At 71.5% G+C, this 15,531-nt stretch carries 12 protein-coding genes; 4 read left to right on the top strand and 8 right to left on the bottom strand.

Features of this window, described 5'->3' with window-relative positions; all coding sequences use genetic code 11:
• Positions 1 to 474, top strand: a 474-nt coding sequence (locus ACXYMW_RS02565) for a cysteine hydrolase family protein (protein WP_459033721.1), incomplete at its 5' end; no start/stop codon positions are given.
• Here ACXYMW_RS02565 and ACXYMW_RS02560 read toward each other — a convergent pair.
• Genes ACXYMW_RS02560 through ACXYMW_RS02550 form a run of 3 tightly spaced genes read right to left on the bottom strand, consistent with a single transcriptional unit; the run spans position 441 to position 3,640 of the window.
• Positions 441 to 935: a tripartite tricarboxylate transporter TctB family protein gene (locus ACXYMW_RS02560; RefSeq protein ID WP_459033720.1), complete on the bottom strand. Its 495-nt coding sequence runs from the start codon at positions 933 to 935 to the stop codon at positions 441 to 443. The genes ACXYMW_RS02565 and ACXYMW_RS02560 overlap by 34 nt on opposite strands.
• Positions 936 to 938: 3 nt before the next feature.
• Positions 939 to 2,435 (bottom strand): ethanolamine ammonia-lyase reactivating factor EutA, encoded by a 1,497-nt coding sequence (locus tag ACXYMW_RS02555; protein WP_459033719.1) that lies wholly within the window; start codon positions 2,433 to 2,435, stop codon positions 939 to 941.
• On the bottom strand, positions 2,432 to 3,640 hold the full coding sequence (locus ACXYMW_RS02550) for a cupin domain-containing protein (RefSeq protein ID WP_459033718.1): 1,209 nt from the start codon (positions 3,638 to 3,640) through the stop codon (positions 2,432 to 2,434). The genes ACXYMW_RS02555 and ACXYMW_RS02550 overlap by 4 nt, the downstream gene beginning before the upstream one ends.
• A 194-nt stretch (positions 3,641 to 3,834) precedes the next feature.
• Here ACXYMW_RS02550 and ACXYMW_RS02545 point away from each other — a divergent pair, with 194 nt between their 5' ends.
• Positions 3,835 to 5,631, top strand: coding sequence for a thiamine pyrophosphate-binding protein (locus ACXYMW_RS02545; RefSeq protein WP_459033717.1), 1,797 nt, complete (start codon positions 3,835 to 3,837; stop codon positions 5,629 to 5,631).
• A gap of 77 nt (positions 5,632 to 5,708) precedes the next feature.
• On the opposite strand, the gene ACXYMW_RS02540 is transcribed toward ACXYMW_RS02545, so the two are convergent.
• The 5 genes from ACXYMW_RS02540 to ACXYMW_RS02520 form a co-directional block, all read right to left on the bottom strand.
• A complete protein-coding gene (locus ACXYMW_RS02540) occupies positions 5,709 to 6,290 on the bottom strand; it encodes a hypothetical protein (protein ID WP_459033716.1) in 582 nt (193 codons plus the stop codon).
• Positions 6,287 to 7,792 carry a tripartite tricarboxylate transporter permease gene (locus tag ACXYMW_RS02535; RefSeq protein ID WP_459033715.1) on the bottom strand — a complete coding sequence of 502 codons (1,506 nt, stop codon included), beginning with the start codon at positions 7,790 to 7,792 and terminating at the stop codon, positions 6,287 to 6,289. Before ACXYMW_RS02535 ends, ACXYMW_RS02540 begins: the two co-directional genes overlap by 4 nt.
• 92 nt (positions 7,793 to 7,884) lie before the next feature.
• Complete coding sequence (locus ACXYMW_RS02530) at positions 7,885 to 8,922, bottom strand: Bug family tripartite tricarboxylate transporter substrate binding protein (RefSeq protein ID WP_459033714.1); 1,038 nt, start codon at positions 8,920 to 8,922, stop codon at positions 7,885 to 7,887.
• A gap of 294 nt (positions 8,923 to 9,216) precedes the next feature.
• On the bottom strand, positions 9,217 to 10,128 hold the full coding sequence (locus ACXYMW_RS02525; protein ID WP_459033713.1) for an EamA family transporter: 912 nt from the start codon (positions 10,126 to 10,128) through the stop codon (positions 9,217 to 9,219).
• Positions 10,118 to 12,349 carry a xanthine dehydrogenase family protein molybdopterin-binding subunit gene (locus ACXYMW_RS02520; protein ID WP_459033712.1) on the bottom strand — a complete coding sequence of 744 codons (2,232 nt, stop codon included), beginning with the start codon at positions 12,347 to 12,349 and terminating at the stop codon, positions 10,118 to 10,120. The genes ACXYMW_RS02525 and ACXYMW_RS02520 overlap by 11 nt, the downstream gene beginning before the upstream one ends.
• 311 nt (positions 12,350 to 12,660) lie before the next feature.
• Between ACXYMW_RS02520 and ACXYMW_RS02515 the strand changes: the two genes are divergently transcribed.
• Positions 12,661 to 13,131, top strand: coding sequence for a (2Fe-2S)-binding protein (locus ACXYMW_RS02515; protein WP_459033711.1), 471 nt, complete (start codon positions 12,661 to 12,663; stop codon positions 13,129 to 13,131).
• A gap of 11 nt (positions 13,132 to 13,142) precedes the next feature.
• The gene (locus ACXYMW_RS02510) at positions 13,143 to 15,434 is read left to right on the top strand and encodes a xanthine dehydrogenase family protein molybdopterin-binding subunit (protein ID WP_459033710.1); all 2,292 of its coding nucleotides are present in this window, start codon (positions 13,143 to 13,145) and stop codon (positions 15,432 to 15,434) included.
• The last annotated feature ends 97 nt before the right edge of the window (positions 15,435 to 15,531 follow it).

Below are 15,531 nucleotides of genomic sequence, written 5' to 3'. Positions count from 1 at the left end.
CTGATCTCCGCGGCGCGTGCCCCCGGCGCGCCGGTGATCTACACCCGCCGCGACGCCGCGCGGCTCGCCGCAAGGCGCGCCAAGACCGCGCGCGGGGGCGAGGACAGCGCCGCGGGCAACGAGATCGTGGCCCCGCTCGCCCCGGCGCCCGGCGACATCGTCCTCGGCAAGCCGAAACCCAGCGCCTTCTGGGGCACCGATCTCGACGCGATCCTGGCCGAGCGCGGCTGCGACGGCGTGATCCTCACCGGCTGCACCACCTCGGGCTGCGTGCGGGCCAGCGCGGTCGATGCCTATAACCGCGACCTGCCCTGCCTGATCGTGCCCGAGGCGGTCTTCGACCGCTTCGCGGCGAGCCATGCCGTGGCGCTTTTCGACTTGCAGGCGAAATATGCCGACCTGATCGACGCCGCGGGGGCCGAGAAGGTGCTGGCGGGCGCTCACAGCAGCGCCTCGACGAGCCAGCCGCGGTAGAGCGCGTAGTCGAGCAGCACCTCGAAGACCACCACCACGAAGCCCAGCACCGCGACGCCCGAAAGCGCCGCCATGGAGAGCGGCAGCCGGCCCCAGAGCCGCATATAGGCGGTGATGAAAAGCGGCACGGTGGGCAGCAGCCCGATCAGCCAGATCGAGGCCAGCGCCGCCAGCATCCAGCCGATCATCGCCGCCTCGCGGCCGATCGCCGGGTCGTGGCTCATCTCGCGATTGCGGAAATCGGCGCCGAGCGCCAGCCGCAGGGCGCGGCCCAGCCGGCTGTCGAAGCGCGACAGCAGGTCGAGCACCGCCAGCGCCGCGGTCGCACCGCCGACCAGCGTCGGCATCAGCCGCGGCACCGCGCCGTATTTCTGCGCCCAGGCGACATAGCCCAGCGACACGGCCAGCAGCAGCAGCGGCGGCCAGATCGAGGTGATCTTCTGGGGAACGGGATCTGCCATGGCTCACGCGCTCGGAAACAGGAGGGATTTGACCACCACGGGGGCGGCGCCGGTGGCGCGGATCACCGCGCCGATATCGATGAAGTCGAACTCGTCGAGGGCGATGCCGTCGATCGACACGATGGCTCCCGGCACCGCCTCCTCGCTGCGGATCTGCATGCCGAGAAGGCCGCCGACATCGCCGTCGACGACGAGGACCAGCGGGTGTCCGGCCGCGAGCACCGGCGCGAAGCCGGCGACGATCCCGGCGCCGAGCGCCTTGAGCCGGCCGTAGAGCGCCGAGCCCTGCCACGGCACCGCCACGGCGACCGGCTTCGCCCCGTCATCGAGCTCCATGCGGGACAGCGCCTCCTGCACGGCCTCGGCCACGGCGCCTTCGTCCACCGCGTCGCCGAGGTCGAGGCGCGGCGCGATCACCGCGAGGTTGCGCAGCGGCAGCGTGCCCTCGGGATCGAGGAAGATCGTCGAGCCGCTGACCTGCACGGAATATTGCGAGGCGCCCACCACGGTGGCGCGGATGCGTTGCCGGGCGGGCAGGATCTCGGCCGCCCAGTCCTGCAGCCGCCGCCCCAGCGCCGTCGCCAGCTCCGCGCCCAGATCGTCGCCCGGCCCGGTGCCGCCGGAGAGATATTCCGACGCCCCGCCCGAGACCACGACGCGCGGCGGCGCGGGGACCGCCGGCAGCGCCGGCAGGCGCATGTAGCCCTCGACAGCGTGCCCCGCGACCGCGTCCATCACCCGCCCGGCCATCGTTTCGGCCAGCCGCGCGCGGGCCGCCGCGTCGAGCCTGTCGCCGGCCCCCGCGTCGATCCCCGCGGCGTGAAGGTGCCGCGCGCCGAAGGGCTCCAGCCGCACGATCCGGCCCTCCGCGTCGAAGGCCACCAGCCGGGCGCCCACGTCGAGCGCGGTGCGCGCCACGACCTCGCCGTCCGCGCAGAGCGCGATCTTGGTGGTGCCGCCGCCCACGTCGATGTTCATCACCGGCCCGCCCTGCACCGACAGGGCCGCGGCGCCCGAGCCATGCGCCGCCATCAGGGTCTCCAGCCCGTCGCCGGCGCTGACCGCCACGAACTTGCCCGCCTCGGCGGCGAAGAGCTCGCCGATAGCGCGCGCGTTCGAGCGCCGCGCCGCGACCCCGGTCAGGATCAGCGCGCCGGTGTCGATGTCCTCGGGCGTCAGCCCCGCGGCGTCATATTGCGCCGCGATGAAGGCGCCGAGCGCGTCGGCGTCGATTTCGTCCGACCCGGCATAGGGGGTCAGCAGGATCTCGGATTCGAAGCGCACGCGCCGCTCGACCACGACATAGCGGGTGTCCATCCGCTCCAGCACCAGCGTCGAGACCAAGAGGTGCGAGGTCGACGAGCCGATATCGACGCCGACGCTGGTCAGCTCGAGCTGGTCCTCCTCGATCAGGCTGCGTCCGGCCTGCGAGAAGAAGATCCGCCCGCCGGTCTCCGCGGACCCGGCGCCGGAGGCGTCGAGATCGGCCCGCTGGTTCATGCCCCGTCGGGCTTCTCGTAGAGCGCCGGATCCATGCGGCTCTTGGCGCCGTTGCGCGCGATGTGGGCCTCGAACTCGGCCCGGATATGCGGATCCTCCATCCAGTAGGGGATCGAGGTGCCGCCTTCGGTGACGTCCATCGCGGTGTAGTCGATCTGCTTCTCGCCCGGCGGCAGGCCGGTGACGAGGCTGGGATGGTTCGGCCCGAACCAGGCCGAGAGCCGGAACGGCTCGTCCGAGGTGTTGAAGTGCTGGTGGTACCAGCGCGCGCCGCCCGGCGCCGCCGAGACGAGGCCCACCGGCTCGTAATCCACCCGCTTCACCTTGTCGGCATGGCCGTCCTTCCACGGGTTCACGCCGCATTCCTCGGGCCAGGTATAGGTGTAGCCCTTGCCCTTCACGCAGACCAGGACGGCGGCCGAGGTATGGGCATGCGCCTTGGAATACTTGCCGGTCTCGTGCTGGCCGATCCACAGGTAGAACTTGTTGCCGGTCATGAAGGGCTCGACCCGGCGGTAGCCCGGCGAACGGCGGTTATCGAGCGGCAGCTCGCAGTTCATCACGTCCGGCACGAGGTTGGTGCGCCGCATGGCGAGGCCGCGGATCGGGTCCGGCTCGAGCTCGTCGGAGGGCTTGTAGAAATCCGGATCGCCCGAGAACCGGTCCACAGCCTTGTAGGGCGAGTTGAACACCGCGTCGGGGCTGCCCAGCAGGTTCATCAGGTTCGGCGCGGTGGTCCCGCCCAGGAGCAGCGCCGGGCTGTTGGTGGCGTTGACGATGCGGTGATAGGCGTTCACCGGGATCGAGAACAGCGAGCCCTCCTGCCATTCGAAGGTGTGCTTCGGTCCGCCCTCCTCGAGCCAGACCTCGGTGGCGCCGCGGCCCTCCACGACGAGGTAGATCTCCTCGTAGAGGTGCTTTTCGACGTTGAGCGCGCCGGCCGCCGGCACCTCGACCACGTAATTGCCCCACTTGCCCTCGGTGCCGTGCAGCTGGATGTAATGCCCGCGCCCGCCCATCCGGGGCCACGGATGCAGCGGCAGGTTCTGCACCTTCTCGATGCCCACGCCGCGGAACACCGGCACGCCGTCGTCTTCCATGAACCGGTCGTAATCGGATTGCGGCTGGCCGAACTTGCCGTAGCCCGCGCGCTCGCCCTTGACCGGCTCGTGCCAATGCAGCGCGCCGTCCATGTCATGCGGCATGGTGCTCTCCCCCTGAATTCGTCTCGCCCGCACCATCGCAAAGATGCGCGGAAAGGGTCAAGGAAAGCGGAACTGCATTCCGCATGACGGAACGATTTGGCGCTCTTTCTCGGATCACTTTGACAGCCTCGGCGCGGCCTCCGTAAGCTGGGAACGATGTTCCGCATACGGGAACGAAACGAGGGATTCAGACCATGGACGACGCCATGCCACCACCCCGCCCCGACTGGCGGGCGGAACCGGTCGAGGGACCGCTCGACACCACGCCGCGCTGGGGCTCCGACATTCCCGCCGCGATGCTGCGCCGGCTCGGGGTGCCCTATATCGCGCTGACCCCGGGGGCGAGTTATCGCGGCCTGCATGACAGTCTGGTCAACCATCTCGGCAACGAGCGGCCGGAGATGCTGGTCTGCCTGCACGAGGAACACGCGGTGGCGATCGCGCATGGCTATGCCAAGGCCACCGGCCGGGCGATGGCGGTGGCGCTGCATTCCAATGTCGGGCTGATGCACGGCACGATGGCGATCTTCAACGCCTTCGCCGACCGCGTGCCGATGCTGATCCTCGGCGCCACCGGCCCGATGGACGCGGCCGAGCGGCGGCCCTGGATCGACTGGCTGCACACCGCGCAGGACCAGGCGGCGCTGGTGCGCAACTTCCTGAAATGGGACGACCAGCCGGGCTCCATCGCGGCGACGCCCGAGAGCATGCTGCGGGGCTGGAAGCTGGCCCATACCGCGCCGGCCGCCCCGGTGTACATCAATCTCGACGCCTCGGACCAGGAAGCGCCCATCGAGGGCGAGATCGCCCTGCCCGATCCGGCGCGCTTCGCCCCGCCGGCGCCGCTCTCCCCCGCCCCCGAGGCGCTGAAGGCCGCCCGGGCCGCCATCGCCCGGGCCGAGCGGCCGGTGATCCTGTTCGGCCGCGGCGCCCGCACCGACGCGGCCATGGCCGACCGGGTGGCGCTGGCCGAGAAGCTGGGCGCGGCGATGCTGTCGGATCTGAAGACCGGCGCCATGGTGCCGACCGACCATCCGCTGCATGTGGGCCCGCCCTTCAACAAGCTGCCGCCCGCCGCGCGCGAGGTGGTGCGGGGGGCCGACCTCGTCCTGTCGCTGGGCTGGACCGATCTCGGCGGGCTCCTGAAACAGGCCTTCGGCACCGGCACGCCCGAGATCGCGGTGGTGCAGGCCGGGCTCGACCACCAGCTGCATTCCGGCTGGAACCAGGAGCATTACGCCCTGCCGCCCGTGGACGTGGATCTCGCCTGCGACGCCGATGCGGCGGTGCGCGCGCTGCTGGCCGCGCTGCCCGAGGCCGCTCCGCGCAGGCCAGCCCTGCCCGAGATCGCGCAGCCGGCGGAAGGGTCGGGCGAGGCGCTCACCAACCGCGACGTGGCGCGGGCGCTGAAGACGGCGGCGGGCGACCAGCCGATCACCTTCGCCGCGCTCGCCCGCGGCTTTCCGGTCGACATCCTGCCGCACCGCCACCCGCTCGACTATCTCGGCAAGGATGGCGGCGGCGGCATCGGCTCGGGCCCGGGCCTGACCATCGGCGCGGCGTTGGCACTGAAGGACAGCGGCCGGCTGGTGGTGGGCTCCCTCGGCGACGGCGACACGCTGATGAGCGTCAACGCGCTCTGGACCGCCGCCAAGTACCGCATCCCGGCGCTCTTCGTGATCGCCAACAACCGCAGCTACTTCAACGACGAGCTGCACCAGGAGAACGTGGCCCTCGCCCGCGGCCGCAACCCGGCCAATGCCTGGGTCGGCCAGCGGCTCGACGATCCGGCGCCCGACATTGCCGGGCTGGCCCGCTGCCAGGGCGTGGAGGCGGCGGGGCCGGTCACTACCCTGGACGCGCTCGCCGCGGCGATGCGCGACGGCGTGGCGGCGGTGCGCGCCGGCCGGCCCTACCTGATCGACGTCCATATTGATGCCCGCCAGGGCCGCGAGAAGGAGGTCAAGCGCAACACCAAGGGCGCCGCGTAAGGCGCCCTGAAACGCAAGCGGCGCGCGCCGGTCTTCCGGTCGCGCGCCGCGCTCGAGGCTCCTGCCTGTGCCGGGTGTCAGAAGTCGCGGTAGCCCATGAAGTAGCGGATCAGGAGGCCGCGATAGAGCTCGACGTTGAAGCCGATCTCGAAGATCAGGAAGATCGCCACCAGCGTCGCCACCGAGACCAGCAGCGTCAGCTTCCAGCTTTCCCGCGCCAGCCCGCGCATCAGCACCACGCAGAAGCCGAAGATGGCGGCGAAATGGCCGATCGCCATCACCGCGGCGAGCAGGCCCAGCATCCAGCCGGAAAAGCCCAGAACCTTGTTCAACGTGACGTTGCGCCCGCCCAGAACCCGGGCCATGCGCTCGCCGAAGGCGGCGCGGTCGCGGTCGCCCCAGAGCCGCCGCGCCTGAACCAGGATCAGCACGAAGAGCGGCACCATGATGACGAAGGGCGTGCGCGAGGAGACCAGCTCGTATCCCAGCGCCTGCACGAAGGCCACGAGGACCACGAGCCCGATGAAGCCCAGGAACACGATCTCCAGCGTCAGGCGGTCGGCGATGTAGGCGCCGGCCGGGCTGGTGTCGGCCTCGGGCAGATCCTCGGGGTCGGTCTCGGCGCCTTGCGCCGCGTTGTGATGGGTGGCGTCGCTCATGCCCGGGCCCTCCTGCGGTCGCGGTAGATGCTGAAGATGTTGACGGCGAGGAACAGCACGGTGAGCAGTGCCAGCGCCATCGGGATCGGCTGGAAGACGAAATACGGCCCGTCGAGCAGCAGCGCGAGGTAGAGGTTCTTCTCCACCGCAAAGCCCAGCACGAAGCCGATCAGCAGCGCGGCGCGGGAATAGCTCAGCACCTTCATCACGTAGCCGATGATGCCGAAGACCACCGCGACGCCGATGTCGAAGACCGCGCGCTCGCCGGCAAAGGCCCCGGTGACGATGATCACCGTCAGCACCGGCACCATCACGCTGGCGCGGATCGAGGTGGCGCGGCTCAGCGGGTTGACCAGGAACATGCCGACCACGGTGCCGACGAGATTGCCGATGATGATCGTGAAGATCATGATGAAGACGAGGTCGACCTGGCTGTTGAGCATCCGAGGCCCGGTCTCGAGCCCGAGGATGAAGAGGCCCGAGAGCAGGATCGCCATCGACGACGAGCCCGGGATGCCGAAGGCCAGGGTGGAGGCCAGCGCGCCGCCCTCGACCGCGTCATTGGCGGCCTCGGGCCCGATCACGCCGCGCACGTCGCCCTTGCCGAAGCCCGACTTGTCGGCCGAGGATTGCTTGGCATGGCCGTAGGCCACGAAAGCCGCCGGCGCCGAGCCGAGCCCCGGGATCAGCCCCATCGTGGTGCCGATGGCCGAGCAGCGCATCACCAGCCACCAATGCCGGAAGGCGGTGCCGATGCCGCTGAAGATCTGCTTCTGGGTCTCGCGCGCCGAAAGTGCCTGCGGCACGTCCTTGGCCAGCGAGCCGCCGCGCACCCAGAGATCGATCATCTCGGCCACGGCGAAGAGGCCGAGGATCACCGGCACGAGGCTGAGCCCGTCGGCCATGCGCTCGGACCCGAAGGTGAAGCGTGCGGTGTTGGTGACGTTGTCGACGCCGATCATCGCCAGCAGCAGGCCGAGAAGCGCCGCGATCAGGCTGCGCGTCATGTCCTCCTTGCCCAGGACGGCGACGAAGGTCAGCGCCAGGAAGGCCAGCACGAAGACTTCCGGAGGGCCGAAGAACAGCACCACGTCGCGCAGGATCGGGATCAGGAGCGCCAGCACCACGGCGCCGAAGGTCGCGCCGAGAAAGCACGACGCCATCGCGGCGCCCACCGCGATGCCGGCCTGGCCCTTGTCGCGCATCGGTGGCCCGTCGAGCAGCGTCGCCGCGTTCTGGCCGGTGCCCGGCGTGGAGAACAGGATCGCGGTCAGCCCGCCGCCCTGCGCCACCGTGGCATGCGCGCCGAGAAGGAACGCGATGCCCGCGCCGGGCTCCATCGTGTAGAGAAAGGTCACCGCCATGGCCATCGCGAAGTGCCCGGAGAGGCCGGGGATCACGCCGATGATCAGACCGAACAGCGATCCGACGAAGAGATAGGGAAAGACGCTCAGGCTGATCGACTGGAAGAAGCCGCTCGCCATGCCTTCGATGATGCCCATTGGGGTGTCCTGTGATTGCCTGTGCCGCCGCGGAACGCGGGGCGGTCCCGCTGCCCTGAGGCAGCGGGATGCTGGGTCCGGTCAGGTCCGGGTCAGATTTCGCCCTGGATGGCGCGCACGAAGAGCGCGTTGATGTCCTCGGGCAGTTCCGTCGCCGCCTTGGCGATGCCGACCATGTCGTCGCCCGAGGCGAAGCTCAGGTCGCGCTTGGCCTCCTGCGCGGCGGCGACGAATTCGGGATCGTTCATCGCCTGTTCGAAGGCCGATTGCAGGAAGTCGAGACGGTCCTCGGGAATGCCCGGCGGTCCGGCGACCGGCCGGCCCACCGCCGACAGCGCGTCCCAGGCCTCGAGGATGGCGTTGGCGCGCTCCGGATCCTCGGCATCCGCGGCCACGTCCCAGACCGAGGGGATGCCCTCGAGCCGGCCGGTGGCCTCGCGCTCGCCGTGCAGGATGATCTGGTGGTCGCCGTTGTCGACGCCTTCGATGGCCGAGCCGATGGAGCCCCACATCGCGTCGACATCGCCGCGCAGCATGGCGGTGCGGATGTCGCCCGAGGAGTTGAAGCCGTGCACGACGCGCTGGTCCATGCCGAAGACCTCGCCGACGATCACCGCGTCGACATAGGTCGACCCGCCGAGGCCGGTGGCGCCGACGACGGCGGGCTCGCCGTCCGATTGCAGCTGCTCGAAGGTCTCGATGCCGCTCGAGGTGGCGGCGACGAAGACCCGCCGGTCGGCGACGATGCGGCCGACATAGCTGTATTCGCCGACCTTGTAATTGGCGCCCTCGATCCCGGCGAGCTGGTTGGTGACCATCGCCGAGCCGTTGATGATGCCGATGGTCAGGCCGTCGGCGGGCGAGTTGAAGATCTCCACCGCGCCCTTCATGCCACCCGAGCCGGGCACGTTCACGACGTCGACGCGGGCGCCGGAATACTTCTCGAAATAGGGTGCCAGCACGCGGGTGTATTCGTCGTAGCCGCCGCCGGGCTTGTAGGGCACGATCCAGCGGATCGCCTTGCCGTCGTAGAACTCGGCGGCCTCCTGCGCCAGCGCCGTGCCGGCACCGCCCAGCGTCGTCGTCGCGACCAGCGCGGCGGCGACTCCCTTGAGAAAGTCTCGTCTCATGTCTTTCCTCCCGTTGATGCGGCCGCCCGGCGGGCCGCCGCGATGCCCCTGCCCTATCCTGCGCCCCATGGGGCGGAAAGCGGGCTTCGGGGGGCGCTTCGAGGACCGCAGACCGGCTCTCCGGCCAGACCCTCCCCCAGGCCGCTCGCACCGGCCTGTTCGCTCCGGTCCTTGCACTGCGGTCCTCTGGGACAGGAGCCTACGCAGCGAGGCGCGCATCGGTCAATGGGACAGGGGTCCACATGACGGAACAGAATTCAGATGCGAGCGCGCGATTTTTTCGCGCGCTGCGCGCTACGGCAGGGCGACGAGGATCACCCCCGCGGCGGCCAGTGCGGCGGCCACCAGCACCGTCGGCCCGGGGCGCGGCTCGTCGCGAAACAGCAGCACCGACAGCAGGATGGACAGGAAGATCTCGAGCGAGGCGATCATCACCACCGTCGAGACGGATTCGTAGTTCAGCGCCGCGAAAAGCAGGATCTGGCCGCAGGACACCATCACCGCGCCGCTGACGATCCAGCGGTCGAGGTGGCGGAACATGCCGGCGAAATGCGCCCGCCGCGCCGGCAGCACCGCCGCCAGGAGCGCAAAGACGGCGAATCCCGACACTGCGCTGACCAGCGTCCCGAAGGCCGGCATGGCCATCACCTCGAGCCCCAGCTTGCGGGCGATGTAGGAGGCGGCATAGGCCAGCGCCGCGCCGACCCCCAGCAGGTAGGCCGCCGGCGGCGGCGCGGTGACCTGGGTGCCGCGGGCCAGGCTCTCGCGGATCAGCAGCACGAAGGAGAGCGCGATGGCGGCCATGCCGGCGGCGTCGAGCCCGCCGATGCTCTCGCCCAGGATCAGCGCCGCCAGCAGCACCGAGAAGAACGGGTTGAGCCGCTTCACCGCGGTGGAGCGCGCGACGCCCAGGGTGCGGATCGAGGCGAAGACCAGGCTGCGGCCGAAGACCATGGCGAAGAGCCCGGCCAGGGCGAACCAGAACAGGCCGGGCCCCGCGCCGGGGGCCAGGACCGGGCCGCCGCGCCCGGCCTCCAGCCCGAGCCAGAGCAGCGCCGAGAGCGTCATGGTCACCAGGACCGAGAACATCACCCCCTTATCGCCGCCCGACCGGGTGGTGCGCGAGATCATGTTGTTGGCAAGCGCGAAGGAGGTCGCCGAGCCGAGCGCCAGCACCTGCCCCAACGCCGCCCCCTCAAGCGCCATCGACGCCGTCCCGGCCGGCGGCCTGCAGCGCCTCCCAGACCCTAAGCGGGGTGGCGGGCAGGTCGAAGTCGCGCACCCCGGCGCGGGCCAGCGCGTCGCTCACCGCCGAGGCCAGCGCCGCCGTCGCACCCACCGTGCCGGCCTCGCCCACGCCCTTGACGCCGAGCGGGTTGAGCGCCGTCGGCACCTCCACCGTGCCCAGCCGGAAGGCCGGCAGGTCGCTGGCGCGCGGCAGCTGGTAATCCATCAGCGACCCGGTCAGGAGCTGGCCCGCCTCGTCGTAGACCATGCGCTCGCCCAGCCCCAGCGACAGGCCCTGCGCGATGCCGCCCTGCAGCTGGCCCTCGACCAGCACCGGGTTCAGCACGCGGCCCACATCCTCGACCGCGGCGTAGCGCACGACGCGGGTGGCGCCGGTCTCGGGGTCGATGGCGACCTCGCAGAGATGCGTGCCGTTCGGGAAGGTCGCGGCGTCGGGCGCGAAGGTCTCCTCGACGCGCCAGACGCCCGCCCCGGCGAGATCGCCCAGCGTCACGGATTCGTTGCCGCCGCGGCGGTGGAAGGCGCCATCGCGGAAGGCGATCTCGTCCGGCGCGCAATCGAGCGCCGCGGCGGCCTTCTCCGACCCCTCCTCCAGCAGCCGGTCGAGCGCCACCGCCAGCGCCGAGCCGGCCACGGCGAGCCCCGAGGACCCGCCCGAGCCGCGGCCGAAGCTCAGCGCCTCGGTGTCGCCGTTGCGGTAGCGGATGCGCGCCGCGTCGATCTCCAGCCGCGCCGCCGCCAGCGCCGACAGGCCGGTCTCGTGGCCCTGCCCCACCGACATGACGCCGGGCGCTATGCTCACCGTGCCGTCGCCCGAGACCTCGATCCGGGCGCAATCGGGCTTGGGCTTGCGCAGCGGGCCGCCGGCGCTCTCGATGCAATTGGCGAGGCCCACGCCGTAGAGCAGGCCCTCCGCCTCGGCCGCCCGCCGCCGCGGCGCGGGATCGCCATTCAGCGCCAGCGCCGCCGCCATGACGCGGGGAAAGTCGCCGCAATCGATCGCGGTGCCGAGCGCGGTGGTGACCGGCATCTCGCCGGGCGGGATCAGGTTGCGCCGCCGCACCTCCACCGGGTCGGCCGCGGCCGCCCGCGCCGCCGCGTCGAGCGCCCGCTCGACGGCATGCGTGGCCTCGGGCCGGCCATTGCCGCGGAACGGCGCCAGCGGCGGCCGGGCGCTGAGCAGGCCGGCGATCTCCACCGCCGCCTCGGGCACCCGGTAGGTGCCGGTCAGCCCGTTGACGTTGTTGATCACGCCGAAGGCGCGGCGGCTCGGGAAGGCGCCGGCGTCGATCTCGAAGGCCGCCGCCAGCGCGACGATCCGCAGATCGGCGTCGAGCCCGATCGTGACCTCGCCGGTGGCCGCCCGGCCCTGCGCGTCGGCCAGCAGCGTCTCGCCGCGCCCGGGCAGCCAGGCCAGCGCCAGGCCCAGCCGGTCGGCGGCCCAGCAGAGCGCCGCGTCCTCCGGCGCCATGAAGCCCTTCAGCCCGAAGGAACCGCCGACATCCTCCGCCACCACGTGCAGCCGGCCCGGGTCCCAGCCGAGCTGCGCGGCGATCTGCCCGCGCAGCGCGAACGGGTTCTGGGTGCTGGCGCGGTACTGCACGCCGCCGCCCGGCCGCGGCCGCGGGCGGGCCAGCGCACAGCGCGGCTCCAGCGCGAAGGCCGCGACCCGCGGCCAGTCGAGCCGCACCTTGGCGCGATGCGCCGCGTCGGCCAGCGCCGCCTCGGTCTCCGCCGCGCGCCCGAGCCGCCGGAAGAAGGCCCGCCCGGCGCGGGCCGGCGCGTCGTCGATGTCGAGCGCGATGGCCTCCAGCGCGTCCTGCACCGCCGCGGCGCTGTCGCCCACGACCAGCGCCACCGCCTGGCCGAGATGCGCGATCTCGTCGCCGGCGAGGATCGGCTGCGGATACTCCTCGGCGGCGCCGCCATCATCGCGCGGCAGCGGCTCGTGCTCGATCGGCCCGATGCCGTCGGCGGCGAGATCCTCCGCGGTCAGCACCGCGCGGATGCCGGGCAGGGCGGCGGCCTCCGAGATATCGAGACCGACGATCCGGCCGCTCGCCACCGGGGCGCGCAGGAACCCGGCCTGGCAGACCCCGTCCTCCAGATGGTCGGCGACATAGCCCCCCGCCCCGGTCAGCAGCCGTGCGTCCTCGCGTCTCCCGTTCCAGCCGGTCACCCTGCCACCTCCCCCGGTCGTTGCGCGCGGATGGTAGCGTCTGAGTGCTCGGGCGCAAACAGAACGTCGTTCTGCCATGCGAAACGGATTGCGGATTGTTTCGGGCCGGCAGCCCGCAAGGGCACCGGCCGTCGTTCCGCTGGCTGGAACGCCATTCAGCATTGAGTTGTCGCCTGACGGGCGCGCTCGCTACCGTTGGGGCATTCCCGCCGGTCGGTGTCGTGCCGCGACGGAGAGGGCACCGCTGTGCCGTCTCCGCGCGCCGGAGCTGCGCGCGCCGCGAAGGCCTCGGGGACAGGGAGGAGACCACCATGACCAAGCAACGATTCGACCTCACCGTCGATGGCCAGGCCCACAGCGTCGAGGCCGAGCCCGACATGCCGCTGCTCTACGCGCTGCGCGGCGATCTGGCCAAGAAGGGACCCAAGTTCGGCTGCGGCCTCGCCCAGTGCGGCGCCTGCACCGTGCTGCTCGACGGCGAGCCGATCCGCTCCTGCGTGACGCCGATCGACAGCGTCCAGGGCGAGGTGCGCACCCTCGACGGGCTGGCGGAGGACGGCACGCCGCACCCCGTGCAGGCCGCCTTCATCGAGGAAGAGGCGCCGCAATGCGGCTACTGCACCAATGGCTGGATGATGTACGCCGTGGCCATGCTGGAGAAGAACCCCGACCTCTCGGACGCCGAGATCCGCGACAACTTCGCCGGGCTGAAGTGCCGCTGCGGCACCCATATGGCGATCCTGCGCGCCACCAAGGCCGCCGCGGCGGCGATGAAGGCGTGAGGAGAGCGACCATGACCGAGACCCTTCAGGACCGCTCCACCCTCACCCGCCGCGCGCTGCTGAAATCCGGCGGTGCGCTCTTCGTGAGCTTCGCCGCCACCGCCGGGATCGTCGCCGCGCCGGAGATCGCCGCGGCCCGCGAACCGCACCGCCCGCTCGACCCCGCCGCGCTCGACAGCTGGATCGCCGTCGGCCAGGACGGCCGCGTGACGGTCTACTGGGGCAAGATGGACATGGGCCAGGGCACCGATACCGGCATCGCCATCATGGCGGCCGAGGAGCTCGACGTGGACATCGACAACGTCGACATCGTCGCCGGCGACACCGCGCTCTGCGTCGACCAGGGCGGCGCCTCGTCGTCCTCGGGCGTGCAGCGCTCGGGCGTCGCGATCCGCCACGCCGCCGCCGAGGCCCGCCGCCTGCTTCTGGAGATGGCGGCCGAGGAACTCGAGGTGCCCGCCGCCGAGCTCAGCGTCGAGGGCGGCCGCATCACCGCCGCGGGCGACGCCGCCAAGTCCGTGAGCTACGGCGAGCTGGTCGGCGGCGGCCTGTTCTCGCACAAGCTCGACTGGAACGGCCGGCTCGGCAACCGGCTGGAGCTGGCCGGCACCGCGCAGCCCAAGGACCCGAAGGACTACAAGCTCGTCGGCACCGAGATCCCGCGCAAGGACGTGCCGGGCAAGGTGCTGGCGACGATGGACTTCGCGCATCACCTGGTGGTGCCGGGGATGCTGCATGGCCGCATGGTGCGCCCGCCCGTCGCCGGCGCGGTGCCCGAGGCGGTGGACGAAAGCTCCATCGCCGAGACCGGCGCCCGCGTGGTCTGGAAGGGTGCCTTCCTGGGCGTCGTGGCCGAGGAGGAATGGGACGCCATCCGCGCCGCGCGCGACCTGAACGTGACCTGGTCGCAGCCCGGCCCGCAGCTTCAGACCGACACCAAGGGCGTGCACGACTTCATCCGCGCGGCCGAGATCAAGCACGAGGAGCACACCACCGACGAGGGCGATCTCGACGCGGCGCTGGAGGGTGCTGCCACGCTGGTCGAGGCGGAATACGAATACCCGTTCCAGAGCCATGCCCGCATGGCGCCGGCCTTCGGCCTCGTCGACGTGCGCGACGGCGGCGCGACGATCTGGACCGACAGCCAGAAGCCGCATTCGGTGCGTCCCGGCGTCGCCGACGTGCTCGGCCTCGACATCGAGAACGTGCGCGCGATCTGGATGCCGGGGCCCGGCTCCTACGGCCGCTCGGACGCCGATGACGGCGCCATCGACGCCGCGGTGCTGTCGGCCGAGGTCGGCCGCCCGGTCCGCATGCAGTGGATGCGCAACGAGGGCATCGCCTGGGATCCGAAGGGCGTGGCCGCGGTCTCGACCGGGCGCGCCGGCATCGACGCCGAGGGCAATGTCACCGGCTACCATTACGGCATCAAGGGCTTCTCGCGCTCCAACATGCGCTCGCGCGGGGACGAGGCGGGCTCGGTGCTGGCCGGGCACCTGCTGGGCCGCGAGCCCGAGAACGGCTATGCCGCGCGCTCGCCCGAGCAGAGCTACGCCTTCGACTCAATGCGCTACACCGAGCAGGTGATCGACCCGCTGCTGAAGGTCGCCTCCCCGCTTCGCACCGCGCATTTCCGCGACCCGATGGGGATGGAGGTGCATTTCGGCCAGGAGAGCTTCATCGACGAGGTCGCCCATGCCGCCGGCATCGACCCGGTCGAGTTCCGGCTGCGCCACCTGACCGAGGAGCGCGACCGCGCCGTGCTCGAGCTGGCCGCCGAGAAGTCCAACTGGCAGGCCCGCAGCGGCCCCAACCCCGAAGCCGGAGACGGCCCGGTCCGGCGCGGCCGCGGCATGGCCTATGCGCAGCGCAACGGCGCGGTGAACGCGCTGGTGGCCGAAGTCGAGGTCAACATGGAGACCGGCGAGGTCTACGTGCCGCGCTTCATCCTCGCCTCCGACCACGGCCAGATCATCAACCGCAAGTCGATGCGCACCACGCTCGAGGGCAACCTGATCATGGCGCTCAGCCGCACGCTCTTCGAGGAGGTCGAGTTCGATTCCGAAATGGTGCGGTCGGAGGATTGGGCGACTTACCCGATCCTCGAGATGGCGCAGGTGCCGCAGGAGATCGACATCCACATGATCGACCGGGTGGAGATCGGCCCGCGCGGCGCCGGCGAGGCCTCGACCCGGATCGTGCCCGGTGCGGTGGCCAACGCCATCTATGACGCCACCGGCCTGCGCATCCGCAAGCTGCCGCTGACGCGCGAGCGCATGCGCACCGCCCTCGCGACGCTCTGATCGCGGCCCGGGCGGCCCCGTCGCGGGCCGCCCGGCACATCGCGCGCCCCCGGGCGCGGTCCCCGGGACGTGCGGACCGGCGCCTCGGCCGGCACCG

This window comes from Roseivivax sp. CAU 1761, from assembly GCF_054482755.1.
Note: the sequence above shows the minus strand (reverse complement) of the source record. Positions and strands in the feature narration are given on the sequence as shown.

Coding starts and splice junctions, on each gene's coding strand:
- ACXYMW_RS02555 (WP_459033719.1), bottom strand. CDS start 2,435: ATGAACCAGCGGGCCGATCTCGACGCCTCCGGCGCCGGGTCCGCGGAG.
- ACXYMW_RS02530 (WP_459033714.1), bottom strand. CDS start 8,922: ATGAGACGAGACTTTCTCAAGGGAGTCGCCGCCGCGCTGGTCGCGACG.
- ACXYMW_RS02540 (WP_459033716.1), bottom strand. CDS start 6,290: ATGAGCGACGCCACCCATCACAACGCGGCGCAAGGCGCCGAGACCGAC.
- ACXYMW_RS02550 (WP_459033718.1), bottom strand. CDS start 3,640: ATGCCGCATGACATGGACGGCGCGCTGCATTGGCACGAGCCGGTCAAG.
- ACXYMW_RS02525 (WP_459033713.1), bottom strand. CDS start 10,128: ATGGCGCTTGAGGGGGCGGCGTTGGGGCAGGTGCTGGCGCTCGGCTCG.
- ACXYMW_RS02510 (WP_459033710.1), top strand. CDS start 13,143: ATGACCGAGACCCTTCAGGACCGCTCCACCCTCACCCGCCGCGCGCTG.
- ACXYMW_RS02560 (WP_459033720.1), bottom strand. CDS start 935: ATGGCAGATCCCGTTCCCCAGAAGATCACCTCGATCTGGCCGCCGCTG.
- ACXYMW_RS02535 (WP_459033715.1), bottom strand. CDS start 7,792: ATGGGCATCATCGAAGGCATGGCGAGCGGCTTCTTCCAGTCGATCAGC.
- ACXYMW_RS02515 (WP_459033711.1), top strand. CDS start 12,661: ATGACCAAGCAACGATTCGACCTCACCGTCGATGGCCAGGCCCACAGC.
- ACXYMW_RS02545 (WP_459033717.1), top strand. CDS start 3,835: ATGGACGACGCCATGCCACCACCCCGCCCCGACTGGCGGGCGGAACCG.